Origin of the sequence: Methanosarcina mangrovi (assembly GCF_052057765.1) — an archaeon.
Taxonomy (GTDB): Archaea; Halobacteriota; Methanosarcinia; order Methanosarcinales; family Methanosarcinaceae; genus Methanosarcina.
In genome coordinates this window covers 67,804-93,049 of record NZ_CP195120.1, presented here as the reverse complement: position 1 = coordinate 93,049, position 25,246 = coordinate 67,804, and the positions used below count along the sequence as shown (strand labels likewise).

The following is a 25,246-nucleotide window of genomic DNA, read 5'->3' as shown; positions in this document are numbered from 1 at the left end:
AAGTAAACTTTAATGAAACCCCCTGGGAATCGGAAAAGACATGTAGAAAAGTTTGTATTGGTTTTTAGCCGTGCCTTAAAATATGAACCTTCTAGAGACGAACAAGCATTGATCAAAAATTAGAAGAGTTTCCTCCACAAATGGGCATCTTCAAAGAACAGCGGAGAAAGGTTTTAAAAAAGTGGAAGTCCTGAATTTCCTGTCATTCAGGGTAGAACACACAAAACATTTTTATGAAATGAATTTAAGATTACCTATAGTAGTTTTAAAAGAAAGAGATTTTAACTATAACAGCGTATGGGATTTAAGTTTCCGGCACTTCCGACACAGTGCCTCTTTCAGAAAAAGTTAAAACGCCCTTTTAAGAAAAAAAACGAAAGATATTCCCCATATAAATGTTTTTTAAACAGGAAGCGGAACGTCTTCGGTTTAACAGCTGATTTTTTAATCTGCACACGTAACAGCATTTTTTGACAGGAAGTTACTCCAGCAGTGTAAGCCCGCCCTCTCGATGCAGGGCTCTGCCACCAAAAAAGGAGGATACCAGATGAAAGTTTACGAATCATATGAAGATCTGCCCAAGCTAAAGCTGCCTTATGGAAACGAGATATTCATAAGTGACAGCACCATTCGCGATGGCTCCCAGATGCCCGGGATAGTCCTGAGCAGAGAACACAAAGTCCAAATCTATGAATACCTGCACGAGATAGGGATTGAGAAACTTGAAGCCTTTGTATTCAATAAAAGAGACAGAGACGCTGTTGAACTTATGTTCGACAGGGGATACGAGTGCCCGGAAATCACAGGCTGGGCAAGGGCTTCAAGGGCTGACATAGACAAAATTCTGGAAGTTGACGGCCTTGAAGAGACCGGGATCTTGATGTCGGTCTCGGATACGCACATTCATTCAAAGATGAGGCTTTCAGGAAGGGAAGAAGCTGAAGAGAAATATCTTGACGCCCTCCAATATGCCGTGGATCACGGGCTTCGTACAAGGGCTCACCTGGAAGATATGACGAGGGCTGACAACTACGGCTTTGTTTTTCCCCTGGTGAAAAGGATTATGGAAATCGATCCGGAATGCATCATAAGAGTCTGTGATACCGTCGGGTACGGGATGCCGTTCATGAATATTGACGAACCGTACGGAATTCCGAAAATCGTCCAGCACCTCAAAAAAGAAATAGGGGTTAAAAATATAGAAACCCACATCCATGACGATTACGGTTTCGGGGCAGCAAGTTCGATCGCAGGCTTCTGGCACGGGGCCAACTGGACAAGTGTAACCTTCCTGGGCATAGGAGAACGTGCAGGAAACAGTGAAATGGAAAAAATCCTGCTCTTCCTGGCGGACAGGGTTGAAGGTTTTAGCAAGTATAACCTCGAACCCGTTACTCGTTTTGCAAAGTTTATGGAAAAAGAACTCGGGCTCAGAGTCCCGAGAAACAAGGCTGTTGTCGGGAAAAACATCTTTGCCCACGAATCAGGAATCCATGCTGCAGGCGTCCTGAAAAACCCCTTCAATTATGAACCTTATCCCCCCGAACTTGTAGGAAGTACCAGGCTTCTGCTCATAGGCGACTCTTCGGGCCTTGAGGTGATACGTTACAAGATTCAGGAAACCTTAAACGACCTCCTTGATGTTGAAACCACAATCGAAAAAGATGACCGGAGACTGCTTAAGATCCAGAAAGAAATCCAGCAGCTCTACGATAAAGAAGAAAGGGTCTCCTGTATCTCAGATGAAGAGCTCCTTGCTTACGTTGAGAAATATTTCCTCTACCAGCCAATCTGTGACCCTGCACATACGGGCGGAGGAAAATTAAAAAACAAAGGGAAAATCCAGGAACCGGTAGAAGAGGTAGAAGAGAAGGATTAAAAGCCCCGAAAGAGAGCAGAAGAGACGAATAGAAGGGAAAAAACCTACAGCCCAGGGACAAAGAAACAGTAAGAATAAAGAATCAATAAAGAACAAAGAACCGGCAAGGAAAAAATCGATAAAGAGCAAAAAACCAGTAATAGCAAAAAACCAGGAAAGAACAAAAAAGAAAGCAAACGAAGAACTCGGTTGCTTTCAGGTCCTCGTTTTTCGGATACTCAAAATCTTTATTTCAGGATTTCTGCGGTGTATTTTGCAATCTCGCCTGCCATCTGGCTGAGTTTTGCGCTGCCTCCGAGGTCATAGGTCACATACTTGCCTTCGGAGATTACGCGCTCTGTGGCTTTGAAGATGGCTTCGGATTCTTCCTTTTCACCAAGATAGTCCAGCATCCAGGCTCCTGCAAGCACGGTTGCGACAGGGTTTACTTTATCCAGCCCGGCATACTTCGGGGCTGAGCCGTGAGCCGGTTCGAACATTGCAAAATTGTCCCCTAGATTTGCAGAGTAAATGAGCCCGATACTGCCAACAAGAGCTGAACACTCTTCGCTGATAACGTCCATAAAGAGGTTGGTGGAAAGGAGAACCTTTTTGTTGAAGATCTGGGGGTTCTTGATAAGCTGCTGGGCAATGTTGTCAATATGATAGGGCCAGACCTCAATGTTCGGGTAGTCCTGTGCAACCTTTTCGACTTCTTCTAAGAAAGAGCCGCAGGTCAGTTTCAGGATATTGCTTTTATGGATGGGCACAACCGTGTCGTAACCTCTCCTTCTGGCTTCTTCAAAGGCATAGCGGGCAATCTTACTTGATGCCGTGCGGGTAATCTTTCGGATTGCAATCGAAACATCGTCTGTAAGCTGGATTTCCTCGCCGATGTAAAGCCCTTCAGTTCCTTCACGCACACAGACCATCTCGACATCCCCGAGAGGTGCGTTTGAGTTCGGGAAGGTCTTTATCGGCCTGACGTTTGCATAGAGGTCGTACTTTCTCCTGATGGATACAGCCACACTTCTCGGGGAGCCTATTCCACCCGGAGTTGTGGTTGGGCCCTTGAAACAGGCATCGGAGCTGTCAAGGATCTGCCAGGTCTCGTCAGGGACAAGGGAATTGCCGCCATGCTCTTCCCACCAGCCGGCTCCTGCTTCACACATTACGAATTCGATATCAGTGCCAGCGGCGTTTGCAACTTTAAGCATTGCGTCTACAAGTTCGGGGCCAACCCCGTCACCTTTGATTACTGCTGCGGTTTTAGTCATGTTATCACCGGATCTATAAGGTTCGTGTTAAAAGAACCGTAGCGATTGAAAAGCTAAAAAAGGGGAACTTTTCGAAGAATTTGGTAAGAATAATTGAATCTTGCCGCGTACTCAACGTAAGGCTCATATTTCAACTTTTGGGTAATTATATTATAGAATATACCCAGAAAATAGATACGGGTCCACAGAATATAATTCTGTCCTCGTGCCCTGCAAAGACAGGTACGGTTTTCAAATTAAATCGTTAATAGCTTCAATTTGAATATAAGTATTTGAATATAAGTAAAAGGTAGTAAAAGGTTTTCAGGAAATTTCCGAGGAATAAACATGCCTGCAAAAATTCCGATTACCGACAACCATATGCATATAGACCCTAGAGCCCGAGGGCTTGAAGCCGTTAAAGAGTTTCAGAAATCGGGAGGGACGCACATTATCCTGGTTACCAAACCCAGCTGGTCCCTTGGAATTGCGGTCAAAAAACCTGAGGATTACCTTGCGGTCTTTGACGAAACCGTGGAAATCGCATCAAAAATCCGCGAAACCGGAGTCGGGGCTTTTCCGGTTCTCGGGGTTCACCCGGCTGAGATTTCAAAGCTTACGGAATACATGGAACTCTCGGAAGCTACCGAAACCATGAAAAAAGGCCTTGAGCTTGCCGCCGGATACGTAGAAAGAGGCTTTGCCGTGGGAATAAAATCGGGACGCCCGCACTATCCCGTATCCGAAGAAGTATGGGCAGCCTCAAATGAGATAATGGAACATGCTTTTTCCCTCGGGAAAGAACAGGACTGTGCAGTCCAGCTTCATACAGAAAGTGTGGGAGAGCCCGAACTTCAGGACATAGCGGAAAGGGCAAAAAAAACGGGAATAAAAATGTACAGGGTAGTCAAGCATTACTCTCCCCCTCTTGTAAAAACCTGTGAGGAACTCGGGATTTTTCCGGGAGTAATATCCGTTAAAGGGGCAATCGAGCAGGCGCTTGAAGAGGGAACACGCTTCATGATGGAGACCGATTATATTGATGACCCTGACAGGCCGGGTGCGGTCCTTGGCCCTAAGACAATCCCGAAAAGGACCATGAAACTCATTGAAACATACGGGGAAGAACCCTTCTGGACAATTCACAAGGAGAATCCTGAAAAGGTTTATGATATAGAGATAGAGCTGTAACACAATGCCGAAAGAGCTGTGCTCGAAAAAGCCGGATTAAAAAGTAGAGGGCAAAAGAAGTAGAAGATAAAACAAGCAGAAAGTAAAATAAGCAGAAAGTAAAATAAGCAGAAAGTAAAATAAGCAGAAAGTAAAATAAGCAGAAAGTAAAATAAGCAGAAGGCAAAACCAAAGTTCACCAATGTTTTAAAGGCAAACCTATCAGGGTAAACACCCTCTCCATCAGAGTTGTTTCCGGAAGGAAAAACCTGCCGGAAACAGTTTTCGATGCTGGGACAGAACCTTGATTTAAAGCTTTACAGTCAAAACTCACAGCTTATTTGCGCTTTATTTTTACGATGTCACCGAGAGTTGTGTCTTTCTTCATATGAGAGACTTCCTGCCCCGCTTCATCCACGCGCTCAGTGAGCTTGATGTTGAGGGTGTGTTCCAGCTTCTTTCTAACGGAATCTTCGGGCACAATTTCACTGCGCTCTATCTTTTTGATCAGAGATGCCTTTTCCTTGATGTTTTCAGCAAGATCCTCCTGAGACCAGCCTCTGGCCTCCCTTGCGTCCCGGATAATCTGATCGTAGTTGTCCAGAAGTTCGTCTTTTAAAATATCGAAGAAATCCTTCTTTGGCCTCCTTTCAGTTCGTGGGACCGTACGAACTACCGGAGAGATCTTCCTTGATACGGGAGTCCGTTTGTCGACGGGCGTACCATAAGGTGCACATTTCTGGCAGACCTGAAGCTCGCTGTTATCAATTTTAACACATATGGGCTTTCCGCGGATCTCTGCACCACATATTTCGCACTGCATGTTGATCACTTCGAAAACGCTATATACGGTATGAACTTAAATATTATTCGGAGCTCCATGACGGAAATTACCAAAAGTAAGGATGAAAGCATGCGCAGTCACCTTGTGAAGCCCGGATCTGTGTATGACGGAATCGAGCCTGGAGAGCTGGGGGAGTCAACTGAAAGCGTCCAGGACCGAGTGAGGCAACTTGAAAGCCGCAACAGTTTTCTGGAAGAGCAGTGTAGCCAGATAGAGTCCGAAAAACGCTATTTGGAGAACCAGAAGATCAAGTATGAGAGAGAAATACGAAAGCTTCAGTCAGAGCTCGATCGCATGAAGACCTCTCCGCTGATCATTGGTACGGTTATAGATGTGATCAAGAATGATCGTATAATTGTCCGTAGCAGTAATGGGCCTCAGTTTCTGGTTAACGTCTCACAATATATTGACGAAAAAAAACTGCTGCCAGGGGCAAAGGTTGCCTTGAACCAGCATACACTCGCCATTGCAGAGGTCATTCCTTCCACAGAAGAGCCTTTTGTTGCTGCAATGGAAGTAATCGAAAGTATTGAAGTTGATTATGACCAGATCGGCGGTCTCGATGAGCAGATACAGGAACTTCAGGAAGCAGTGGAACTTCCGCTAATTGAACCTGAGCGCTTTTCCCGTATAGGAATTGAACCCCCCAAGGGAGTATTACTCTATGGACTTCCGGGAACAGGTAAAACCCTGCTCGCAAAAGCCGTAGCCCACAGGACCAATGCGACATTTATCAGAGTTGTTGGTTCCGAACTTGTACAGAAATACATAGGGGACGGCTCCAAACTGGTAAGGGAAATCTTCGAGATGGCAAGGAAAAAAGCCCCCAGTATCATATTTATCGATGAACTGGATTCGATAGCTGCAAGGCGCTTAAACGAGACGACTGGCGCAGATAGAGAAGTTCAGAGAACTTTGATGCAGCTTCTTGCAGAAATGGATGGCTTTGACAAGAGGAAAAACATTCGGATCATTGCAGCCACAAACAGACCGGACGTCCTTGACCCTGCAATTCTCAGGCCGGGCCGTTTTGACAGGCTTGTCCATGTTCCGATGCCCGGAATCGAAGCCAGAGGAAAAATCCTCAAAATCCATTGTGAAAGGATGACTCTTGCGGGAGACATCGACTTTAAAAAGCTTGCAAAAGCTACCGAAGGGATGAGCGGAGCAGACCTGAAGGCAATTGCCACAGAAGCAGGCATGTTCGCGGTCAGAAAAGACAAGGCACTTGTTGAAATGGAAGACTTCCTCGAAGCAGTGGAGAAGGTATCTATGGCTGCAGATACGCAGAAGATGATGCCTGGCAACCTTCCAGAGACAACAATGTTCGTGTAAAAAAATCCGGTAATTTGCATAAAAGCCCTTTTAAGGGCACCTATTTTTACCGGAAAAAATTCCTGTTTCCCATTGAGTTCTGCTGGAAAAGGCTTCATGGGAAACCGGCAAACTATTTTTGGAATTCCTGCATAAAGATACCTGTGAATTCAGATTTTCATATCAAACCCGAGATCCGAGTTATGGGCATAGACGACTCTGCGCTTCTTAATGAGAAGGTAATGATAGTGGGAACTGTTTTCAGAGGAGGAGACTGGATGGACGGAGTCCTGCGCTCGGAGATCACCAGAGACGGGCTTGATGCAACCGAAGTGATAGTAACGATGATAAAGAATAGCAAGCATTACGGCCAGCTCAGGGTTATCATGCTTGACGGAGTCACTTACGGAGGCTTTAATGTAGTCGACATAGAGGAACTTTACAGGGAGACGGGACTTCCTGTTATTGTGGTCATGCGGGCCTACCCGGATTTCGAAAAGATCCGATCTGCCCTCAAGCATTTCTCCGATGGGGAGCTGCGCTGGGAGATAATAAAAAAAGCCGGCAAAATAGAAAAGCTGGTCACGGAAAAAAACGGCACTCCGATTTATATCCAGAAAGCCGGGATCGGGATAAAAAGCGCAGAAAAGATAGTCCGCCTCACTTCGATAAGAAGTAATATTCCGGAGCCTCTCAGGGTTGCCCATCTGATTGCAACAGGCATTATCTTCGGGGAGTCAAGAGGAAAAGCATAACTGAAAACATAACCGGTTTTTACAGTACTTCGGGAGAAGACCAGGAAGAAGACTCCCGCAGCGAGCCAGCAGAATCAAGTACAAGAGCCATGAGCATATCGAAGCTCCGGGATGAATGTGAAATCAAGAGGAAACGTGGAAAAAATCAGGAAAAAAGGGAAAGATAAAAATACAGGAACCAGCCTCAAAAAAATATAAAAAATAAAAAAATATACATTTGAGGCAAAGAAATTAAAGAAGATAGCGTAAAAATTAGAAATAGACCAGGTAGTCCCCCTGAGAGCAAAGAATATAATACATCAACAGGGAAATAGAGTAACATTAATAAAATTATTAAACATATACAGTGTAAATTCAAAAACTGGAAAAGGAAAACTATTAAATTGGTAACTGTATATGTGATGATTAAAATAATTTGTTCCTTGTTACAGTAATTATTTCCAATACAATCCGTTAAATGATCACCCCAGCAGAATGGAGGAAAACAGTAGCATGAGATCCATTGTGGAAGAAGCCCTTGCTCGATCTGCCCTGGAAGGACGTGCCGGGCAGGGAGAGTACTCAAACTCAGATTACTCTAATGAAAACTTAGAAGTGGATGCTGAACTTGAAGAAATACTGCGGAGCCTTAAAACAACTATCAAAGTAGTAGGTTGCGGAGGCGGCGGTTCGAACAGCATCCAGCGTATGATGGGCGAAGGTATCCAGGGAGCAGACCTTGTTGCTCTGAACACTGATGCCCAGCACCTTCTTCATATACGCTCCGGCAAAAAAATTCTCATCGGGAAAAAGAAAACCCGGGGACTTGGAGCCGGTAGCCTCCCCCAGATAGGAGAAGATGCTGCAATCGAGAGTATCGATGAAATTAACAAGATCGTCCAGGGCTCGGATATGGTCTTTATCACCGCAGGCCTTGGAGGAGGAACCGGAACCGGATCTGCCCCCATAGTTGCCGAGGCAGCCAGGGATGCAGGAGCCCTTACGATTGCAGTCGTAACCCTTCCGTTTAGTGTGGAAGGGCACGTAAGGAGGACAAACGCCGAAGCCGGGCTCGAACGTCTGAGAGATGTTGCTGACACTGTTATCGTTGTTCCCAATGACAAGCTGATTGAAGTTGTCCCAAGGCTTCCGCTTCAGGCTGCCTTTAAAGTCTCGGACGAAGTTCTTATGAGAGCTGTAAAGGGCATAACCGAACTGATTACAAAGCCCGGACTTGTCAACCTTGACTTTGCCGATATAAGAACTGTCATGCAAAATGGAGGCGTTGCTATGATAGGGCTTGGAGAATCCGATGGTGAGAACAAAGCTGTCGAATCCGTCCAGAAAGCTCTGCGCAGCCCGCTCCTTGACGTGGACATTTCCGGTGCGACCTCTGCACTTGTTAATGTGGTCGGAGGCCCTGACATGACCATTTCGGAAGCCGAGTGTGTGGTACAGGAAGTCTACAGCCGCATAGACAGCAATGCCCGCCTGATCTGGGGAGCCCAGATTGACCCTGAACTCGAACAGACCGTACGTACCATGATCGTGGTCACAGGAGTTACCTCTGCCCAAATTTACGGCCACGGAAGCGACAAGAACATTACATATAAGTACGGAATTGACTTCGTAGAGTGATCAAATAAGGAATGAAACAGTAAAAAATGGGCAAAAACGTTCGGTTGGAGAAAAATACTGTTTTCCTCTTCTTAAAGGAAAAAGAAGGAACGTAGGAATATAAATCCAATCGAAAACTATTTTTATGGTAAATGCAGTATGATGCCGATACAATTCGGCACCAAAAATGAAAAACTTTTACTGACACGATTAAGGTTTTTATGCGAGCAAGAATCCTGCGTCTAAATTTTTGGATGTGTTAAAGACCGTGCCAGTGATATCTTCATATAATAGGAATTAATAATATAATCCGCCCGTCCTTCCTGAGCAGTGAATCCGATATTCTGCGATCGAGAAGCAAATTTCGGAGATACAGCATACAAAGGAAGAGCCGCGCGCAAAACTCCAGATAAAAATAAAGATGTATATAATAAACCTGGATGTGAATTAATTGGTAGAATCCACATTTGAACCGAATATAACCACAAAAAGCGTTGGTCAGGCAATCCGAGCACACCTGAGGGTCCTGAAACTTACGAAAAAACCGTCCAGGGAAGAGTTCTTGACCATTGCCAAAGTTGCAGGTGCCGGCATCCTGGCTGTGGGAGCAATTGGATTTATTATTTACGTACTGCTGACAATGTTGCCCCAGTGGGTGGCCCAATGAGTGAGGATTCCCAGATATTCGTAATCAAAACCACGGCAAACCAGGAAAGGTCAGTTGCAATGGCCCTTGCCAGGATCGCAAAGAAGGAGAAACTGGACATAAGGGCAATCCTGGCTCCAGACGAGCTTAAAGGATACGTCCTTGTCGAGGCCCCCAAATCCGGAATCGTGGAGCTGGCAATTCAGACAATTCCACACGCAAGAGCCCTTGTAAAGGGGAGTTCTTCAATCGCTGAAATCGAACACTTCCTTAAACCCAAGCCAATAGTGACCGGCATAAAGGAAGGGGCTATAATTGAGGTCACCTCTGGACCCTTTAAGGGAGAAAAAGCCAGGGTTAAAAGGGTTGACGAAGGGCATGAGGAAATTACGGTGGAACTCTTCGATGCTGTGGTTCCGATCCCCATTACGATCCGTGGCGATACCGTAAGGATACTCAAAAAAGAGAACGAATAAGCCAGAAATCAATGGGTAAATTCCAGCTTATTAATAAACAAAAATCACCAGTACTCAGAGTGGATTGAAACAAATCTGCAAAACTTACACTTATTAAAACCGGTGAGACTCAGATGACAAGTATTGTTGAAGCACTTGTCCCCGGAGGCAAAGCGAATCCCGGACCACCGTTAGGTCCGGCACTTGGTCCGCTCGGGGTCAACATAAAAGAAGTGGTCGAAAAGATCAACGAAAAAACAAGGGACTACAATGGAATGCAGGTCCCTGTGAAAGTAATTGTTGACGACAAGAAAAATGTCGAGATCGAAGTAGGTACCCCTCCTACTGCATCTCTGGTCATGAAAGAGCTGGGGATCCAGAAAGGGTCAGGAAATGCAGGAAGCGAGGTTGTTGGAAACCTCACGATCCCGCAGGTTGCAAGAATCGCCCGTATGAAAAAGGAAGATGTGCTTTCTTATGACCTCAAAGCTACAATGAAAGAGGTAATGGGCACCTGTGTCCCGATGGGCGTGAACATAGAGGGAATGAAGGCTAAGGAATGCCAGAAGGCACTCGACGAAGGCAAATTTGACGATTTGCTTGCCGGCGAGGAGTGGTAAAAGCCTTCTTCTCCCGTTCCTTTCAATCCGGGATCTGTTTACACACCAATAGTTTTAAATTGGATACCACTAATAGCACAAGAGCCTTGAACAGTGTTCTACTGGAATAGCTCAAGTTATTGGTGGCTTACTGTTAGAAGCAACAGACCCCGGAGGGGAGCCCCTACGACCACCGTAGTAAGCCGGAAAGGCTGTCTGGACATTAAGTTCAAACACTACGGGGAGGAACAAGATGGTAGAAAAGACTATACTGGAAGCTGTCAAGAAAGTCGTTGAGGAGTCGCCAAAGCGCAATTTCTCGGAAAGCGTGGATCTGGCGATTAACTTAAAGAACCTTGACATGAACCAACCAAAGAACAGAGTCGATGAAGAAGTAATTCTTCCGCACGGGCTCGGAAAAGAGCTGAAGATCGGCGTTTTTGCAAAAGGTGACGTTGGCCTGAAGGCAAAGGCTGCCGGTGCTGCGTATGTTATTTCTGACGTTGAGCTTGAAGAGCTGGCAGCTGATAAGAACAAAGCCAGAGTTCTTGCAAACGAATGTGACCTTTTTATTGCAGAGACTCAGTTCATGCCGATCATCGGTAAGAACCTTGGTATTGTGCTGGGACCCAGAGGCAAGATGCCAATCCCGCTCATGCCGAACAAGGACGTCGGTGAACTGATCCAGAGCAAACAAAATGCAGTCAAGCTCAGGTCAAAAGACAGACTTACCTTCCACGTGGCTGTCGGCAGAAGGGACATGAACCCTGAAGACCTTGCCGAGAATATTGAAACTATTATGGCCAGGCTTGAGCGTGTCCTTGACAAGGGAAAGCACAACCTCAGAACGGTCTATGTCACGACAACCATGGGAAAATCAGAGAGGGTGGTGTAAATGGCAGAAGAAAGGCATCACACCGAGCACATCCCGCAGTGGAAAAAGGATGAAATCGAAAACATAAAGGAGCTCATCCAGTCCCACAAAGTTTTCGGGATGGTCGGGATCGAAGGCATCCTCGCAACCAAGATCCAGAAGATCCGCCGGGACCTTAAGGACGTTGCGGTGCTCAAAGTCTCCAGGAACACCCTCACAGAGCGTGCTTTAAACCAGCTCGGGGAAACAATTCCCGATATGAACAAATATCTGGACAAGCAGACTGCTCTGGTATTTACCAATGAAAGTCCCTTCAAGCTTTACAAACTTCTCGAGCAGACAAAAACACCTTCTCCTATCAGGGGAGGCGCAATAGCTCCTGCGGACATAATGGTCCAGAAGGGGCCCACCAGTTTCCCGCCTGGCCCGATTCTGGGTGAATTCCAAAGCGCAGGGATTCCAGCCTCAATAGAAGCCGGAAAGGTAGCAATAAAGGAAACTAAGGTTGTCTGTAAAGCAGGCGAGGCAGTCCCGCAGAAGCTCGCTACCATGCTTGCAAAGCTGGAAATATACCCACTCATTATAGGGCTTGACCTTAGAGCTGTCTATGATGACGGGACAATTTACGAGCCGGAAATCCTTGCAGTTGACGAAAGCAAGTACTTCTCTGACATTATCAGGGCAGCTCAGAATGCTTTCAACCTCTCGGTCAACACCGCATACCCGACAGGCGCAACAATCGGCACCCTGCTGGCAAAAGCCTACGCAGAATCAAAGAACCTTGGTGTCAATGCTGTTATCCTTGAACCTGGTGTCATGGATGCCCTGCTGGCAAAAGCCCATGTCCAGATGACATCTGTTGCATCCGAAGCCGCAGACAAGGACGCAAATGCCGTTGATGATGACCTGAGAGAAGTTCTTGGGGCAGCCGCAAGCGCAGCCGCAGCAGCCGCAGCAGCAACTCCTGCAGCAGCAGAAGAAGAAAAGAAGGAAGAAGAACCTGAAGAGGAAGAAGAGGACCATGCCGAAGAAGACGGAATGGCCGGCCTCGGTGCCCTTTTCGGATAAACAGATTTACAATTTACGCTAATACAAAGTTAGGTGATTAACAATGGAATACATATATGCAGCTCTCTTATTGCACAACGCTGGTAAAGCAATTACCGAAGAAGCAATCACTGCCGTTCTTCAGGCAGCCGGTATCGAAGTGAACGAAGCCAGGGCAAAAGCCCTTGTCGCAGCCCTCGAAGGCGTGGACATCGAAGACGCGATCGCAAAGGCAGCATTCGCAGCCCCTGCCGCAGCAGCAGCACCCGCAGCAGCAGCAGCCGCAGAAGCAGAAGCTCCTGCCGAAGAACCCGAAGAGGAAGAAGAAGACACCTCCGAAGAAGACGGAATGGCCGGCCTCGGCGCCCTTTTCGGATAAATACATACAAACTATACGTGCAGTTCGCCTCAGGGCGGGCTGTCTTTTTTTTGGATATAGAAACTTAATAATAATTTTAAGTAACTATTAAAAGATCTATTTGAAAACCTGAATTTTCATTTCTAATTTTAGAGATTATTTTCTTCTGTATCTGAAACTTTAAAGGTTGTTTTCTTCTGTATCTGAAAACCACTTATCCTCTTATCTCCAATGCAATCAGGGCCCTCTTACAAAAAAGATATAATAAAAAAGCTCATGATAGAACGGATAAGTCCTGACTAAAAGAGTCAGAGCCCTGTTTGTAAAAAACAAAATGCGATTGCCATGTCCCGATTTGACCCCGTCTTTGCTTCAAAAGCCCTCTGGCAGATAAGAATCAAGAAGCGCCCCTTTGTCCTTTCTCACGGCGTAAATGCTAACTGCAATATGCGCTGCAAGTTCTGCGAATACTGGAAAGAAACCGGAAAAGAACCCTCAAGAGAAGACATATTCAGGCTACTCGATGATGCAAAAAAATTCGGGATCGGCGTATATAACGCCTGGACGACCGAACCCCTTCTCAGAAAAGATCTGCCTCTGATAATGGCCCACGCAAAAGACCTCGGGCTTGTCACCTCCATGGTCACGAACGGAAAGCTGCTCGACGAAAGGGTAGAAGAGCTTGAGGACGTGGACTTCCTGTCGGTTTCCGTGGACGGAGTTGAGAGCTACAAGGAAATCCGGCGGATGGACTTTGCAACCCTGCTAAAAGGCCTGAAAAAAGCTATCGAGGTCAGAAAACTCCAGAAACAGAAAAACCCGATCCTGATGAACTGCGTCCTCACAGGAAAAAACCTGGATGACATTGAAACTCTTATTTTGCTTGCGAAAAAGCTGGGCGTAAAAATTTCATTCGAACCTGTCCACGAATTTACGGGCATCGACGAGGAGATCTGGAACGAGATCGGAATCCGTGACAAAGAAAAATTCCGCAGGGTCGTTGACAGGATAATCGAGCTTAAAAAAGAAGGCTACCCTATCATCAACTCAAAGACCTACCTCGGCATGGTCAGGGAGGGAAACATGGACTACAAATGCCGGGCAAGCAGCGTAATCATCAACGTAACCCACGACGGCACAGCCGAGACCTGCCGGGTGCAGCACGAACCGCTCGGAAATGTCATGAAGGACGGGTTTGAGAAGGTGTGGAAAGATTCTGTATCCCGGCGGGAAGAAATAGTGCAGAATTGCAAAGGATGCCTCTTTTTCGGGTATACGGAAAACAGCTTGATGCAGGGGTTTAACCCGGAAGTTTTGATGCATTACGAGTGGATGTGAAAATCGAGTTCCGCTTCGGGATCACAGAAAATCGGAGATTTTCTGGGAGTTGCGATGTAATCGCAACAGCACGGTGTCCTTTTCGCTCGCTTCGCTCCCTCAAGAGGACTGACTAAAAATAATAGCAAAGATTGTGGGCGGTAATCGTTACCGAAGAGATCTTAAAGAGTTCGCTGTTTTCGGAAATACATAGGTAAGACCTTAAAACTGCCACGAACACTAACTGAGAAAATTAGCGGATGGGAAAAAACAGAAAGAACCTAAGCAACTGAATAAAAAAGAGTTGTATAAGAATTGCTAAATATTATAAAAATAATCAATTATTTGGGTTTTTACTGCATTTATCGGGGGAAGTGCAGTTCTGGGAGAATGGGAAGTTATCGACAACCTTCGATTTTTAAAAGCCTGCGAAAGATAGCTTCGCAGTTATTAAATGAAAAAAAATCTTCATTTCCACCATTGTATACTAGTTATAACCTTCTTCCTCCCTGCCACAATTTCCCGATTTGCAAACTGAACCCGTAATCGTAATCAGAGTAAAAGTTGGTACTTTGAAAATTGGAGGAGGAAAATTATGCAGATGAAAGGATCCGGGACACGAAAAGATCCCGTATGCGATATGGACGTTGTTGAAAGGGATGTAGAATACAAAAGTGATTACAGGGGCAGGACTTATTATTTCTGCTCGTATGACTGCATGAAAAGATTTCAGGATGATCCGGAAAAGTACCTTAGCTTCCGTAGTCAGGAAGCACAACAGAAATGAGATAGTGGTTTCAGATCCGATATTCCTGCCGGGAGAGGCCCTTAGAAAGAAATTCATAGAATCAAGCTGGAAGCTTTTGAAAAAGAGCCTCTCCAGCGGATAATCCGCTGATAGAACTGGGAAACATTGTACTTACACCGCATATCGCTTTCCTCTCGGAAGAATCCCTGGGAATGTACATAAGTTTGCATGGAAAAAATGTGGAAAAAATTCATAGTCGGAAAGCCCGGAAGATAGGAAATCCCGAAGCAATTACCAGTTTCAGGCTGCCCTGAAGTCTGAAATAAGTCTCGCAAATGAAAAATTCAGGAAAATTTTCTTCCAGGCATAATGGAGGGCTTTAAAAACATTTTTTCCGGTTCAGAGATTCCCATCGGGCTCTTTCCTTAAGTTCCGTTTATCCAGCATTCTCAAAGCTTCGGCTGCAGCCCACCTTACATTCGAGTCAGGGTCATCCAGATTTTTAACAAGGGGATCTGTTGCTTTTATATCCCCTATTTTTCCGAGGGCTTCGGCGGCACATTTTCTTACCCAGGGGTTGTCGTCGTCAAGCATATTGATAAGCGGGCTTATCGCCTGCGGAGCTCGGAGGTTTCCGAGCGCGTATACGGCAGTGATCCTGAGTTCCGGGTCGGGCTCTTCAAGCATCCCGAGGAGAGGAAAAACCGCCTGCTTGTCCCCAAGGTTTCCAAGGGCATATGCGGAAGCGTTTCTGACCTCAGGGCTGATATCAGCCAGTTTTTTGACCAGATGAGGAACCGCCTTTTCATCCCTCAGGTTTCCAAGGGCTTCAGCGGCATTCTTTCGGATGTCCGGGTAGGGAGAGTCCAATCTGGAGAGGATGGCGGCCAGGGCTTTTTCATCCCCGATTTTCCCAAGAGCGGTCAGGACCTGCATTTGAAGTTCTGTGGGAGCGCTTTCTATCTGAGTTTCCTCCAGTTTTTTGAGAAGGGCATCCACAGAATCCCGGCTTCTCAGGTTTCCGAGAGCTTCGGCTGCAGCGGCCTGGACTTCTTGGGCTTTGTCCTCCAACTTTTTGACGAGAGGATCGATTGCCCTTTCATCTCCAAGTCTGGAAAGGGCGCGGACTGCCTGCAGCCTGAGCCCCTTATTTTTGTCCTCCAGGCATCCGATAAGTTCAGCTACAATATTTTCGTCCCCTACCCGGCCGAGAGCTTCAACTGCAGTTTCCCTGACCCGTGGATTTTTGTCGGCCAGTTTTCGCAGGAGGGCATCTACTGCCTGTTCATCTCCCAGCCAGCCGAGAAGCTGGGCTGCAGCTATCCTGACCTCAGGTTTTTCGTCATCAAGGCCCTGGATGCAGAGCTCCACATCTCCAGAGCTGAGCTCCATTTGCCCTGAAGAGCTCCAACCCTCAAGCTCCCGGAGAAGGTTCGAAAGGTAGGTAAATTTCTCGGAGGAGGTTTTCAGCCCGGAAACATCACTTAACATCTCCATAGACAGATAAACGATGGCGATGAGGGAAGCTACTAACGAAAGCAGAGAAGTAAAAAGCATGAGCTCTATCTTCAATTCCGAGGGAGAATGCAGACTGAAAATGATCAGCATCAGCCCGTTGAGATATATGCTCCCGACAGCCGTGTAAGAAACGATTTTCAGAGGAGGCTTTAGCCGGTTTGCAATCGAATGTATGCTGTCAAGGTTCCTCTGAAGGGACAGCGCAAAAATTGCGATAAACACGGCATAGACTGCAGCTATAGACTGCATCACCGTAGAGGGCACCCAGAAGTAGTTATTCATACTTTCGGTTCCGGTCCCGGCATCATTTCCGGAAAAAAGAGCATAGCTCAGAACAACCAGGATAGAAAAGAAAAATAATTCCAGTTTGTATGTTTTGACATCAGCGAACTTCATATGAACAGGCAACTTGTATTCAAATTGTTATATAAAATATTCGTCCGCCTGATAAATTCGGATAATTAAGTCCGAATAATAATAACACTGCCAGTTATAAGACTGCCAGTAAGACTACCAGTAAGACTACCAGTAAGACTACCAGTAAGACTACCAGTAAGACTACCAGTAAGACTGCCGGTTATAGAACTTTAATCGCTACCTGGTCTCCACCTTTCAGCCCGAACTGCGACTCAGCGCTTCCCCGGTTTACCGCAATTTCCAGAAAGCCATGGCTACCTATGAGTACAAGTGCCTTTTCCTGCCCGGCAAAGCCGTAGGTCCGAACAAAAGAAACTTTTCGGCCGTTTACCTCGACCTTCGAACCAAAAGTACAGAATTTCAGGACCGCCTCTTCCGGGATATTCGTAATCACGTTTCCGAAACTGTCCGCAAAAACGACTTCTCCTATAAGAAATGGCCCGTCAACTCCGAAATTTCCGAAATCAAGGTCTACAAAATCCGAGATTCTATGCCCTACAAGCTCGATAGGCATACTTTTTGAGAGCCTTGCTCCTACGGGTGCGAAAATATCCCTGCCGTGAAAGGTCGCGGAAATTCCTGATTTAAGCATCAATTCCTTATTTGTGATCTCGTACACTTCCATATCCCCAAGCCTGCGGGCCGCAGGGATCAGGAGCCCGTTATCAGGACCCACGAAAAATTGTTCTTCTCCCTTACTACCGGCTTTTACGGCAAGAGCCCTGCGAGAAGTTCCGACACCGGGATCGACAACTCCCACATGCACGCTTTTAGCCGGGAAATACGGAACAAGGGAATAGAGAGCAAAAGCACCTTCCCTGATTCCGGCCTGCCGGATAGAATGAGTTATATCAACTACCTGTACTTCGGGATTAATTCCAAGAATCACGGCTTTCATGGCTGCAGGATACAGGTCTCCAAAATCAGTGGTCAGAGAAATTACGGACATGAATATTATTCGGCTTTTTTGCTATTTCAGAGTATGTCAAATTGGAAAAGAATATTAAAATGTTGGGAGATACAGCCCAACATTGAAAAATATAGAAGAAAATAGAAGAAGCATGGAGAAATTGAAACATACAAAAATATTATTCATACTGATGCTCATAAGTCTGGCCCTTCTTGTATCCGGATGCGAGGAAAAAAAGAATGCCGAAATGATGGCGAAGTCCACACAGGAACCTTTTACCGAATTCTATATCCTCGGGCCTGAAGGTACGGCTGAGAACTATCCCACAGAATACGTACTCGGGGAGAGTGGTACTGTAATAGTGAGGATTACAAACCACGAACAGAAGCCCGTGAATTATACAATGGAAATCAGGCTCGAAGACACGCCTCTACCTTTACTCCCCTATCAGCAGCATATAAGTCTCGAGGACAACGAGACCTGGGAAAAAGCAGTTACCATAATCCCTCCCTTTGAGGGAACGAATATGATGCTTGGATTTTCTCTCTGCAACGAGGACGAAAAAGAAGTAATTGAAGGGGATATCTGCCTGCCTTATAGAGACCTTCATCTATGGATAAATGTATCGCAGAATCTCTCGGAAAATATTTCAACTCCGTTAACGGCAATATAAATAACTGAGCTGAGATTTAGAACTGAACCCCCCGTCTTTCTCAAAAAAGCCGAAGTAATTAAATCGCGAAGTCGATATATGAAAAATGGAAAAGTTACCCTGCTTCAGCGAGATTTCAACGCGCAGGGTCCGGTTGCACATTTCCCACAGGCAAACTGATTAAGTTCGGGAAAAGCCCTGGCATTTTCCTTAAGCTGCCTGTAGCATTTTTCTTTATCAAGCCCTCTTACACTGAGAGCTCCGGCCGGGCACCTGTCCACACAGACAAGGCATTTTTCTCCTTTTTTGTAGCGGCAGAACTCTTCTGTCGGACGTGGAGTGGGAGGGATTTCGGCAGAGATCAGAAGAGTCCCGAAACGGCCCGCACACCCGGCTTTCGTGATAAGCATGTGGTGAACCCCGAAAGTGCCCAGGCCCGCGGCATAAGCGGCGCTCTTGTGGGACCAGGTAACGTCAAAGCCTTTACTCTTATAATCAAAAACAATTCCGGGAGCAACTGCCTCTATACCCTCCCCTGCCAGCTCAGTCTTCAGTTTTTCATTGATTTCCCCTATCAGACGGTCAGTTTCGCTTTTTGCCAGAATCCATTCCTTTATCGGGTCAGGAGACCGCCAGTTCAGTTTTACAAGTTCTTTTTCAAAAGGCAGGAAAAAGGACACCACGGTTTTTGCCCCCGGGAAAATTTCTTTCGGGTGCAGGTGGTGAGGACCTATGATTTCTTTCATTTCATCGAATATCGGGTCGTCAGCTGAAGCATAGCCGACAAGAGGTTCACGATACTGGGTTTCGGTACCCGGATTTGAGGCCGCTGTTTTAATAATGCTCTCAATCTTGTTTTTGAGCTCCATACTGGTTTCTCCTTGAGATTAACATTTTTACAAAGTAATAAATAGAATTAAAATCATAGTAAAGTGAGAGGATTTGGAATGATAGTAGGAGTTACTGAAGTAATAATGGTCACTCTTGTGGTAATATTTTATCTTATAATACCATTGCTGTTTTTGAAAATGGTATATAAATTGAGGAAAATTGACAGCATTCAAAAAGAGCAATTGGAAAAAATTGACAGCATTCAAAGAGAACTAAACAGGCTTTCCAGAGAACTGAGATAGAAGCTTTGTGATTTTCTTATTTCAAATTGTTTTCTTCAAGTTTTCTACAATGATAACGACTCTTTTCTTTTAAAGATTATATAAATTAAAAAAGCTGACAAAGCCGGCATTTCAAGCAGGCGCTACAAAAAACTTTCTACAAAACCTGACTGAAAATTATATATGCCTCTTCTTTTTGAGAGCATGAGATGCCAGCGCGTACACTACCAGATTAAATATAAAAAGAACTCCGAGCTCAGGATACAGATCAGAGATTCCAGAATCATTAAACATAGCATCTTTTATGCCGTTAAGCACATAGGTGCTCGGTACGAGATACGAAGCATACCTCATTTCTCTGGATAAATCGGCCAGCAAGGCCGGTAAAATCAGAGGCGCCATGCAAATAGTGGAAAGAAGAGAAGCCGAAGAATAATTATCGGCATAGCTGGCAATCAGAAGCCCGAGGCCTGTGAACGCTGTAGAACCAAGGACTATGAAAAACAGGACTGCCGGGAAGTTACCGACGAAAACCCCATTAATAAAAATTATAACCAGAGATATGAATATTGTCAGGAATAACCCAAAAAAGGACTTGCCGTAAATCACATCTTTTACTGAAGCCGGGGATACAAGTATTGCATCAAGGGTTTTTTTCTCTTTCTCGATAGTCAGCGTATTGGGCAAAACCATCATTCCAACAAATATTACAGTAAACATAACCCATATCGGGATGCTAAACCGGGACTGCAAGTCCGATGGGAGCGTATTTAAAGAAACATGCACCGGATACTCCTGTCCTGCAAAGTCCATGATTATGTCTTTGTAAGTTTGCAAAAATACAGCTGATTTTGCATCATAAGGATTGACTGTGATATTCAAAGAAGGAGTGACCCCATTTTCAATATCAGCGCTGAAGCCTTCCGGAACAAACACAATAGCTGCAACTTTTTCAGTGTAAAGCAATTCTTCGGATTTATCGGCAGAACCTGTAATGATTATGTCATAGCTGCCTGTAGAGCTGAGATACTCAACAAAATCGGTGCTGGAACCTCCATCATACACGGCAATGGGGACTACGATGTTATCAGTCATGGAGACCGTAGAGTTAAAAATGATTGACAAAAAGATCGGAGTTAGTAATATTATCAATATGTTTTTACTTTTAACCGAGGATATTAAGTCCTTTCTGAAAATAGCCAGAATAACATTAAGATTCATCAGTCAACCTCTCCCCGGTTAGTTTTATAAAAACGTCTTCGATAGTAGCCTCTTTTGAATGCACAAGAAATATTTGACTATCATCCGAGAGTTTTTTGAACATGTCGCTACTGGCTTTCGTATTCAGCGGTGATTCGTAAATATCCCCCGTTACGGTCTCGATCCTGAGAACATCTTCCCCATACTTCTTTTTCAGGTTTCCGGGCGTATCCATAGCTATTATGGAGCCTTTATGTATAATAGCCAGACAGTCGCATAAAAAGTCTGCTTCCTCCATGTTATGTGTTGTTATGAGGATTGTTTTTCCCCGGCCTTTAAGCTCCAGAATCATTTGCCTGATTTCCCTTGCCGAATGCGGGTCCAATCCGCTTCCGGGCTCATCCAGAAACAAAATATCCGGATCGTTGATTAAGGCCCTGGCAATCATTATCTTCTGCTTCATCCCTTTTGAAAGAGTCTTTATTTTGTCTTTCTGATTCTCTTTCATGCCCACAACTCCCAGCACCTCAGTAATTTTTTCCGTTGGGGCGCCGTATAATTGACGAAAAAAATTAAGGTTTTCAAAGACGGACAGCTCTTCATAAAGGTTCTGGGACTCAAAAACAACGCCTATTCTCGTTTTTATCTCTGCTGCATCTACCGCGGTGTTGAATCCCCCGATGTATGCAACACCTGAAGTGGGAGGAGACTGACAGGTGAGGACCTTAATGGTAGTGGATTTTCCCGCCCCGTTCGGGCCCAGAAGTCCGAATATTGTCCCTTTTTTGACACTGAACGAGATGTTTTTCACAGCCTCGAAGCTGCCATATTTTTTAGACAAATTTTCAATAACTATAGCTTTGTCCAGGGTATCACCGACCGTTTCATAGCATTAGCCGGTAGTCGCATAGTATTAGCCGGCTGCCTTATAGAATTGGATACATATCCTCGTTCTGCGTCAACTAATCATTAGGGAAATCAGTTAGTAAAAATCCCTTAATCATTTTTGTTGTTGATATTAATTTGTTTCTTTCTGGTATTATTTTGTAATATTAAAAATAAGTCATTTCTCAACAAACGCCTTCAAGTTTTAATAAAAACTCTTTTATATCCAGCCCGCTTGCATAGCCGGTAAGTTTCCCATTTGCCCCGATGACCCTGTGACAGGGCACGATTATTGCAATCGGATTCCGGTTATTTGCAAGCCCCACAGCCCGGGAAGCCTTCGGGTTTCCAATGTTTTTTGCAATCTCCCCGTAAGTCCTGGTCTCTCCATAGGGAATTTCGCATAAAGCTTTCCATACGGATTTCTGGAATTTCGTGCCTTCGGGAACCAGCTTTATATCAAAAGATTTGAGCTGCCCTGCAAAATAAGCTTCAAGCTGTCCGGAAATTTCCCTGAAAAACTCCTCATTTTCTATCCAGCTATCCGGAACTTCGATTTTCTTTTTGCCTTTCATGAAGTTTACATATTTCAACCCTTCTTCGTCTCCTGCAAGGAGTAGGGGACCTATTGGGGATTCAACTATATGGTAATACATTTTTGTATCTCCTGCCGGTTACAGACATCTTTATCGCTTATGGTAGAAATCGTTATTCAATATTCCTTCAACAGGCAGGCGGCACGAGCTGTAAGAGCATGGAGTATTACAGAGAGTAAAAAAAAGCTATTCACGGATGCAAAATAAGCGAAAAAGAAAAAAGAGGAGGCAGAGGGCAATTAGATATTCTGAAAGCCCTCAAAAGTTCCTAATTTTTCAGTTCATTGAGCCTTCCAGTTAATCACTTCAGCAACGGCATAACCCAGAAAGACCCTGAGTAAATATTCAGGCTTTGTGTAGCAGACTCGCATTTAGGTTGGTTTTCTTCGCTGTCCAGTTCCTCAAGCTGCCGGATCCTCAGCTCAACGACGTCCATGGCGTCCTCAAATAACTGCCTGTTGATTTCGATCCCGAAGTACTTTTTGAGCTTTTCTTCAGGAGGGATTGTAGAACCTGCCGAGAGGTACGCAATGTAGTTTTTGTTAAAGGTTTCCGGATCCTCCTTATACTGTTTAAAAAGAGCGAGGGATATTGCCTTTGAAACTGCATAATTGAACGTATAGTAGTTGTTTGTAAAGTAAATATGGTTGATATAGGCCCATTCTGCAGAATCTTCACCGGACTCTTCGAGGTAATATTCAACCGAGTCACTCCTGTATTCTTTAGATACGTTTGTCCAGATAGCATTGAGGTCATCTCCGCTAACTGTTCCGTTTTCGGCACATAACTGGTGCGCTTTATATTCGAACTCCGTAATCATGGGCTGCCTGGTAAAGTAATTCTGGTAATCCACTATCTGGTCAGAGAGTACCATAATTGCGGTGTCTCTATCAGAATTTTCTACCACTTGATCAACAAAGAGTTCTTCATTGAAAGTTGAAGGAACCTCCGCTTCGTATATCTGATACGAGCAGTAGAGATAATCCACAGAGTTGCCCATCAGGTAAGAATAAATTCCATGACCCAGTTCATGAGTGATGGTTTTCTGATCTCTTATAAGACCATTGTAATTGAGGAAGATCAGAGCCGGAGATTTCACGGCACAAAGTTCAAAACAGTAACCACCTGGTTGTTTTCCATGCTCAGGGTCAGGATATACATCTATAAAATTGCCAGTTACTGTCTCTAAAAAGATCTCATTGAAAATAGGGTCCATTCTGGAATAGGATTTCTGGATCTCCTGCAAAGATTCGATATAAGTATAGTTTTTGTCAGATTGATCTGCAAGCTGCAGCATCAGGTCGTACGGTCTGAGCTTTTCAACTCCGAGTTTGTTTTTCCTGAACTCGTTATAATCTTCAAACACACCTTTTCTTTCTTTGAAAACAGTATTCATCTCATCAATCTGAGTACTGTTGAGATAGGCACTGCAGAGAGCGTATTCATAGAAATCTGTGTAGTTCAGTTCCCTTGCAGCAATATCGTCAAGCCGGGTTTTTTCTGAATAGATAGATGCCATGGAATCGGATTCATTTTTCAGATGGTAGAACCTCTTCTCATAACATTTTTTTCTGTTTTCCCGAACAGGATCTTTTGTAAGTAGGGTAAAATAGGACTGAGAATTAACCTGAAATTCCTCTCCGTTTTCAAGTGTTATATTTCCTGCCATTGTGACATTGTTCGTAATTTCCGAAAGCGCCTCTGTCTCCAGTTTCATGCGCTGATTCTCGAGATCGGCAAGGTACGCAGCCTGGGACTCACTCATTACCCTGTGTCCTGCAAATCTCATATATCTGGCTTCAAGATAAGGTCTGTATACCTCAAGCCCGGGTTCTTCAGAAAAGAGTCTATCCCACTCCTCTTTACTGAGAGAGGTCAACTTTACGGTTGTAAATGAGTTGGCTTTCGAATATGCAGTAATAAGATCCTGAGAATCGGCAAGAAGAGCCGCAAAGGATTGATCATTCACATTTTTACTGAGCTGAGTATATGCATAAATATACAGAATTGCGAAAGATTTAGAAAACTCCTTTTCAGTCTCAATGTAATCCAGTAAAACGGGTCCCGTCAGATTTTCAAATTCCGGACGGAAGGTTTCGTTTATTTCTTCGGATCTCTTTTTTAAAGATTCAAGTTCTTTTAAGGCATCTTCCCTGCCGCTGAATAAATACGTATCATTCCATTCCGTTGTAACCTCATCGGGATTAAGTTCTTCAAATTCATGTCCCCCTGCCGCACTTTGAGAGGAAAGCGCTACCTCGGCTTCAACCAAAGCCCCGTATCCCGGAGAAACAAAAAATAGCAAAGGTATCCATAAAACCGCAACCCATGTAAAAACTTCCCTATTCATAAAACCTCAACCTCGATTTGTATATGAGCAGGCTCAATCCCGTTTCCGGGAAAAACAGGTCCCAACGTTCCAGGAAACAGGATAAAAGTCAGATAGAGATTTAAGATACATCATAAAAAACTGCCGATTTTGAATGATTGAAAAATTTAAAAAAAACAGAGTTTGGATGCCAGAACACACCGTTGGGAAATAAGGGAAAAAATATCAGAAAGAAAAAAGAAGCTCAAAAAGGTAAACAGGACAGGCTGGAGGAATTTTTCTACGAAGGATTTTGGGACCTAGTCATTGGAGAGATTTTGCGCCAGTTTTCGGGAGTCTTCCGAAAGAAACAGGCCTTCAATGTTTTTTTGAATTGGTTTCTGTCTTCGTATCAAGCTTTCATTCAATTTCCAGATTCTATTATTTAACATCCTGATATAAGATTTATTATTATAATAGATAATCAATACTCTTATTTGAAGGAATTTTAACCATTACATATATCTTTTATGGCCAGATCATCGAACAATTCCTGAGAAAACTCCAGAATTCTCCCAATATACTAAAAAAGTTCTTAAAGAAGCTCCAAAAAAATTCAGGGAAGAGAAAGATATAAGTAGTCAACATTTAGATGTTTACTTATATTCCTTCCGTCAGGTGGAAGTTTTAACAAAACATTGAATGCAGGTCTGTAAGAACAAGAAGGAGAATGAGGATATTTCGAGAGGAAAAGGGAATGAATCGGACTCCTCCGGGACTTCGCAGAAAAAATGAAACTTAATCATGGAAC

Annotated in this window: 25 protein-coding genes; 16 read left to right on the top strand and 9 right to left on the bottom strand. The window is 44.6% G+C overall.

All coding sequences use genetic code 11. From position 1 onward, the window contains the following. Positions 1–547 precede the first annotated feature (547 nt). Positions 548–1,879, top strand: a complete 1,332-nt coding sequence (locus tag ACSAZL_RS00390; RefSeq protein ID WP_440946790.1) for a homocitrate synthase/isopropylmalate synthase family protein — start codon at positions 548–550, stop codon at positions 1,877–1,879. Positions 1,880–2,106: 227 nt separating this feature from the next. Here ACSAZL_RS00390 and ACSAZL_RS00385 read toward each other — a convergent pair whose 3' ends face one another. Next, positions 2,107–3,135, bottom strand: coding sequence for an isocitrate/isopropylmalate dehydrogenase family protein (locus ACSAZL_RS00385; RefSeq protein ID WP_440946789.1), 1,029 nt, complete (start codon positions 3,133–3,135; stop codon positions 2,107–2,109). 327 nt (positions 3,136–3,462) lie between these two features. On the opposite strand from ACSAZL_RS00385, the gene ACSAZL_RS00380 reads away from it, so the two are divergent. Next, a complete protein-coding gene (locus tag ACSAZL_RS00380; RefSeq protein WP_440946788.1) occupies positions 3,463–4,305 on the top strand; it encodes a TatD family hydrolase in 843 nt (280 codons plus the stop codon). Positions 4,306–4,621: 316 nt separating this feature from the next. Here the strand turns inward: ACSAZL_RS00380 and ACSAZL_RS00375 are convergent, their stop codons facing one another. Further along, positions 4,622–5,107, bottom strand: coding sequence for a multiprotein bridging factor aMBF1 (locus tag ACSAZL_RS00375; protein WP_440946787.1), 486 nt, complete (start codon positions 5,105–5,107; stop codon positions 4,622–4,624). A gap of 30 nt (positions 5,108–5,137) precedes the next feature. On the opposite strand from ACSAZL_RS00375, the gene ACSAZL_RS00370 reads away from it, so the two are divergent. From ACSAZL_RS00370 to ACSAZL_RS00320, 11 genes are all read left to right on the top strand, one after another. Further along, positions 5,138–6,463, top strand: a complete 1,326-nt coding sequence (locus ACSAZL_RS00370) for a proteasome-activating nucleotidase (protein WP_440946786.1) — start codon at positions 5,138–5,140, stop codon at positions 6,461–6,463. Positions 6,464–6,606: 143 nt separating this feature from the next. After that, complete coding sequence (locus tag ACSAZL_RS00365) at positions 6,607–7,197, top strand: endonuclease dU (protein WP_440946785.1); 591 nt, start codon at positions 6,607–6,609, stop codon at positions 7,195–7,197. 492 nt (positions 7,198–7,689) lie between these two features. Then, positions 7,690–8,814 (top strand): cell division protein FtsZ, encoded by a 1,125-nt coding sequence (ftsZ, locus tag ACSAZL_RS00360; protein ID WP_440946784.1) that lies wholly within the window; start codon positions 7,690–7,692, stop codon positions 8,812–8,814. Positions 8,815–9,244: 430 nt separating this feature from the next. After that, positions 9,245–9,460, top strand: coding sequence for a protein translocase SEC61 complex subunit gamma (locus ACSAZL_RS00355; protein WP_048129861.1), 216 nt, complete (start codon positions 9,245–9,247; stop codon positions 9,458–9,460). Beyond that, positions 9,457–9,915 carry a transcription elongation factor Spt5 gene (locus ACSAZL_RS00350; protein WP_048065945.1) on the top strand — a complete coding sequence of 153 codons (459 nt, stop codon included), beginning with the start codon at positions 9,457–9,459 and terminating at the stop codon, positions 9,913–9,915. Before ACSAZL_RS00355 ends, ACSAZL_RS00350 begins: the two co-directional genes overlap by 4 nt. 113 nt (positions 9,916–10,028) lie before the next feature. Further along, positions 10,029–10,514 (top strand): 50S ribosomal protein L11, encoded by a 486-nt coding sequence (locus tag ACSAZL_RS00345; RefSeq protein ID WP_440946783.1) that lies wholly within the window; start codon positions 10,029–10,031, stop codon positions 10,512–10,514. A 232-nt stretch (positions 10,515–10,746) separates the two neighbouring features. Next, the gene (locus ACSAZL_RS00340; RefSeq protein ID WP_440946782.1) at positions 10,747–11,388 is read left to right on the top strand and encodes a 50S ribosomal protein L1; all 642 of its coding nucleotides are present in this window, start codon (positions 10,747–10,749) and stop codon (positions 11,386–11,388) included. Next, the gene (locus ACSAZL_RS00335) at positions 11,389–12,435 is read left to right on the top strand and encodes a 50S ribosomal protein L10 (RefSeq protein ID WP_440946781.1); all 1,047 of its coding nucleotides are present in this window, start codon (positions 11,389–11,391) and stop codon (positions 12,433–12,435) included. Positions 12,436–12,478: 43 nt separating this feature from the next. Further along, positions 12,479–12,793 (top strand): 50S ribosomal protein P1, encoded by a 315-nt coding sequence (gene rpl12p, locus ACSAZL_RS00330; RefSeq protein WP_440946780.1) that lies wholly within the window; start codon positions 12,479–12,481, stop codon positions 12,791–12,793. Positions 12,794–13,117: 324 nt separating this feature from the next. Further along, positions 13,118–14,110 carry a radical SAM/SPASM domain-containing protein gene (locus ACSAZL_RS00325; RefSeq protein ID WP_440946779.1) on the top strand — a complete coding sequence of 331 codons (993 nt, stop codon included), beginning with the start codon at positions 13,118–13,120 and terminating at the stop codon, positions 14,108–14,110. A 574-nt stretch (positions 14,111–14,684) separates the two neighbouring features. Further along, on the top strand, positions 14,685–14,876 hold the full coding sequence (locus ACSAZL_RS00320) for a YHS domain-containing protein (RefSeq protein ID WP_440946778.1): 192 nt from the start codon (positions 14,685–14,687) through the stop codon (positions 14,874–14,876). 360 nt (positions 14,877–15,236) lie between these two features. On the opposite strand, the gene ACSAZL_RS00315 is transcribed toward ACSAZL_RS00320, so the two are convergent. Together ACSAZL_RS00315 and ACSAZL_RS00310 are read right to left on the bottom strand one after the other, a co-directional pair. Next, positions 15,237–16,751, bottom strand: a complete 1,515-nt coding sequence (locus ACSAZL_RS00315; protein ID WP_440946777.1) for a HEAT repeat domain-containing protein — start codon at positions 16,749–16,751, stop codon at positions 15,237–15,239. Positions 16,752–16,932: 181 nt separating this feature from the next. Then, on the bottom strand, positions 16,933–17,721 hold the full coding sequence (locus ACSAZL_RS00310) for an SAM hydrolase/SAM-dependent halogenase family protein (protein ID WP_440946776.1): 789 nt from the start codon (positions 17,719–17,721) through the stop codon (positions 16,933–16,935). Between the two features lie 112 nt (positions 17,722–17,833). Here ACSAZL_RS00310 and ACSAZL_RS00305 point away from each other — a divergent pair, with 112 nt between their 5' ends. Then, a complete protein-coding gene (locus ACSAZL_RS00305; protein ID WP_440946775.1) occupies positions 17,834–18,355 on the top strand; it encodes a DUF1616 domain-containing protein in 522 nt (173 codons plus the stop codon). 104 nt (positions 18,356–18,459) lie between these two features. Here ACSAZL_RS00305 and ACSAZL_RS00300 read toward each other — a convergent pair whose 3' ends face one another. Next, positions 18,460–19,203 (bottom strand): epoxyqueuosine reductase, encoded by a 744-nt coding sequence (locus tag ACSAZL_RS00300; protein WP_440946774.1) that lies wholly within the window; start codon positions 19,201–19,203, stop codon positions 18,460–18,462. 78 nt (positions 19,204–19,281) lie between these two features. Between ACSAZL_RS00300 and ACSAZL_RS00295 the strand changes: the two genes are divergently transcribed. After that, positions 19,282–19,467, top strand: a complete 186-nt coding sequence (locus ACSAZL_RS00295; protein WP_440946773.1) for a hypothetical protein — start codon at positions 19,282–19,284, stop codon at positions 19,465–19,467. Between the two features lie 156 nt (positions 19,468–19,623). On the opposite strand, the gene ACSAZL_RS00290 is transcribed toward ACSAZL_RS00295, so the two are convergent. The 4 genes from ACSAZL_RS00290 to ACSAZL_RS00275 all read right to left on the bottom strand — a co-directional run bounded on the left by ACSAZL_RS00290 (position 19,624) and on the right by ACSAZL_RS00275 (position 24,477). Further along, a complete protein-coding gene (locus ACSAZL_RS00290; RefSeq protein WP_440946772.1) occupies positions 19,624–20,667 on the bottom strand; it encodes an ABC transporter permease in 1,044 nt (347 codons plus the stop codon). Then, a complete protein-coding gene (locus tag ACSAZL_RS00285) occupies positions 20,657–21,457 on the bottom strand; it encodes an ABC transporter ATP-binding protein (protein WP_440946771.1) in 801 nt (266 codons plus the stop codon). Before ACSAZL_RS00285 ends, ACSAZL_RS00290 begins: the two co-directional genes overlap by 11 nt. Before the next feature lie 259 nt (positions 21,458–21,716). Continuing rightward, complete coding sequence (locus tag ACSAZL_RS00280) at positions 21,717–22,187, bottom strand: methylated-DNA--[protein]-cysteine S-methyltransferase (protein ID WP_440946770.1); 471 nt, start codon at positions 22,185–22,187, stop codon at positions 21,717–21,719. A 241-nt stretch (positions 22,188–22,428) separates the two neighbouring features. Then, on the bottom strand, positions 22,429–24,477 hold the full coding sequence (locus ACSAZL_RS00275) for a M3 family oligoendopeptidase (protein ID WP_440946769.1): 2,049 nt from the start codon (positions 24,475–24,477) through the stop codon (positions 22,429–22,431). 137 nt (positions 24,478–24,614) lie between these two features. On the opposite strand from ACSAZL_RS00275, the gene ACSAZL_RS00270 reads away from it, so the two are divergent. Continuing rightward, entirely contained in the window at positions 24,615–24,884 is a 270-nt protein-coding gene (locus ACSAZL_RS00270) for a hypothetical protein (RefSeq protein WP_440946768.1), read from the top strand. The last annotated feature ends 362 nt before the right edge of the window (positions 24,885–25,246 follow it).

Excerpts from the sequence above, each read along its gene's own strand:
- ACSAZL_RS00390 (WP_440946790.1), top strand. The coding sequence starts at position 548 with ATGAAAGTTTACGAATCATATGAAGATCTGCCCAAGCTAAAGCTGCCT.
- ACSAZL_RS00385 (WP_440946789.1), bottom strand. The coding sequence starts at position 3,135 with ATGACTAAAACCGCAGCAGTAATCAAAGGTGACGGGGTTGGCCCCGAA.
- ACSAZL_RS00380 (WP_440946788.1), top strand. The coding sequence starts at position 3,463 with ATGCCTGCAAAAATTCCGATTACCGACAACCATATGCATATAGACCCT.
- ACSAZL_RS00375 (WP_440946787.1), bottom strand. The coding sequence starts at position 5,107 with ATGCAGTGCGAAATATGTGGTGCAGAGATCCGCGGAAAGCCCATATGT.
- ACSAZL_RS00370 (WP_440946786.1), top strand. The coding sequence starts at position 5,138 with ATGAACTTAAATATTATTCGGAGCTCCATGACGGAAATTACCAAAAGT.
- ftsZ (WP_440946784.1), top strand. The coding sequence starts at position 7,690 with ATGAGATCCATTGTGGAAGAAGCCCTTGCTCGATCTGCCCTGGAAGGA.
- ACSAZL_RS00350 (WP_048065945.1), top strand. The coding sequence starts at position 9,457 with ATGAGTGAGGATTCCCAGATATTCGTAATCAAAACCACGGCAAACCAG.
- ACSAZL_RS00345 (WP_440946783.1), top strand. The coding sequence starts at position 10,029 with ATGACAAGTATTGTTGAAGCACTTGTCCCCGGAGGCAAAGCGAATCCC.
- ACSAZL_RS00340 (WP_440946782.1), top strand. The coding sequence starts at position 10,747 with ATGGTAGAAAAGACTATACTGGAAGCTGTCAAGAAAGTCGTTGAGGAG.
- ACSAZL_RS00335 (WP_440946781.1), top strand. The coding sequence starts at position 11,389 with ATGGCAGAAGAAAGGCATCACACCGAGCACATCCCGCAGTGGAAAAAG.
- rpl12p (WP_440946780.1), top strand. The coding sequence starts at position 12,479 with ATGGAATACATATATGCAGCTCTCTTATTGCACAACGCTGGTAAAGCA.
- ACSAZL_RS00325 (WP_440946779.1), top strand. The coding sequence starts at position 13,118 with ATGTCCCGATTTGACCCCGTCTTTGCTTCAAAAGCCCTCTGGCAGATA.
- ACSAZL_RS00320 (WP_440946778.1), top strand. The coding sequence starts at position 14,685 with ATGCAGATGAAAGGATCCGGGACACGAAAAGATCCCGTATGCGATATG.
- ACSAZL_RS00315 (WP_440946777.1), bottom strand. The coding sequence starts at position 16,751 with ATGAAGTTCGCTGATGTCAAAACATACAAACTGGAATTATTTTTCTTT.
- ACSAZL_RS00310 (WP_440946776.1), bottom strand. The coding sequence starts at position 17,721 with ATGTCCGTAATTTCTCTGACCACTGATTTTGGAGACCTGTATCCTGCA.
- ACSAZL_RS00305 (WP_440946775.1), top strand. The coding sequence starts at position 17,834 with ATGGAGAAATTGAAACATACAAAAATATTATTCATACTGATGCTCATA.
- ACSAZL_RS00300 (WP_440946774.1), bottom strand. The coding sequence starts at position 19,203 with ATGGAGCTCAAAAACAAGATTGAGAGCATTATTAAAACAGCGGCCTCA.
- ACSAZL_RS00295 (WP_440946773.1), top strand. The coding sequence starts at position 19,282 with ATGATAGTAGGAGTTACTGAAGTAATAATGGTCACTCTTGTGGTAATA.
- ACSAZL_RS00290 (WP_440946772.1), bottom strand. The coding sequence starts at position 20,667 with ATGAATCTTAATGTTATTCTGGCTATTTTCAGAAAGGACTTAATATCC.
- ACSAZL_RS00280 (WP_440946770.1), bottom strand. The coding sequence starts at position 22,187 with ATGTATTACCATATAGTTGAATCCCCAATAGGTCCCCTACTCCTTGCA.
- ACSAZL_RS00275 (WP_440946769.1), bottom strand. The coding sequence starts at position 24,477 with ATGAATAGGGAAGTTTTTACATGGGTTGCGGTTTTATGGATACCTTTG.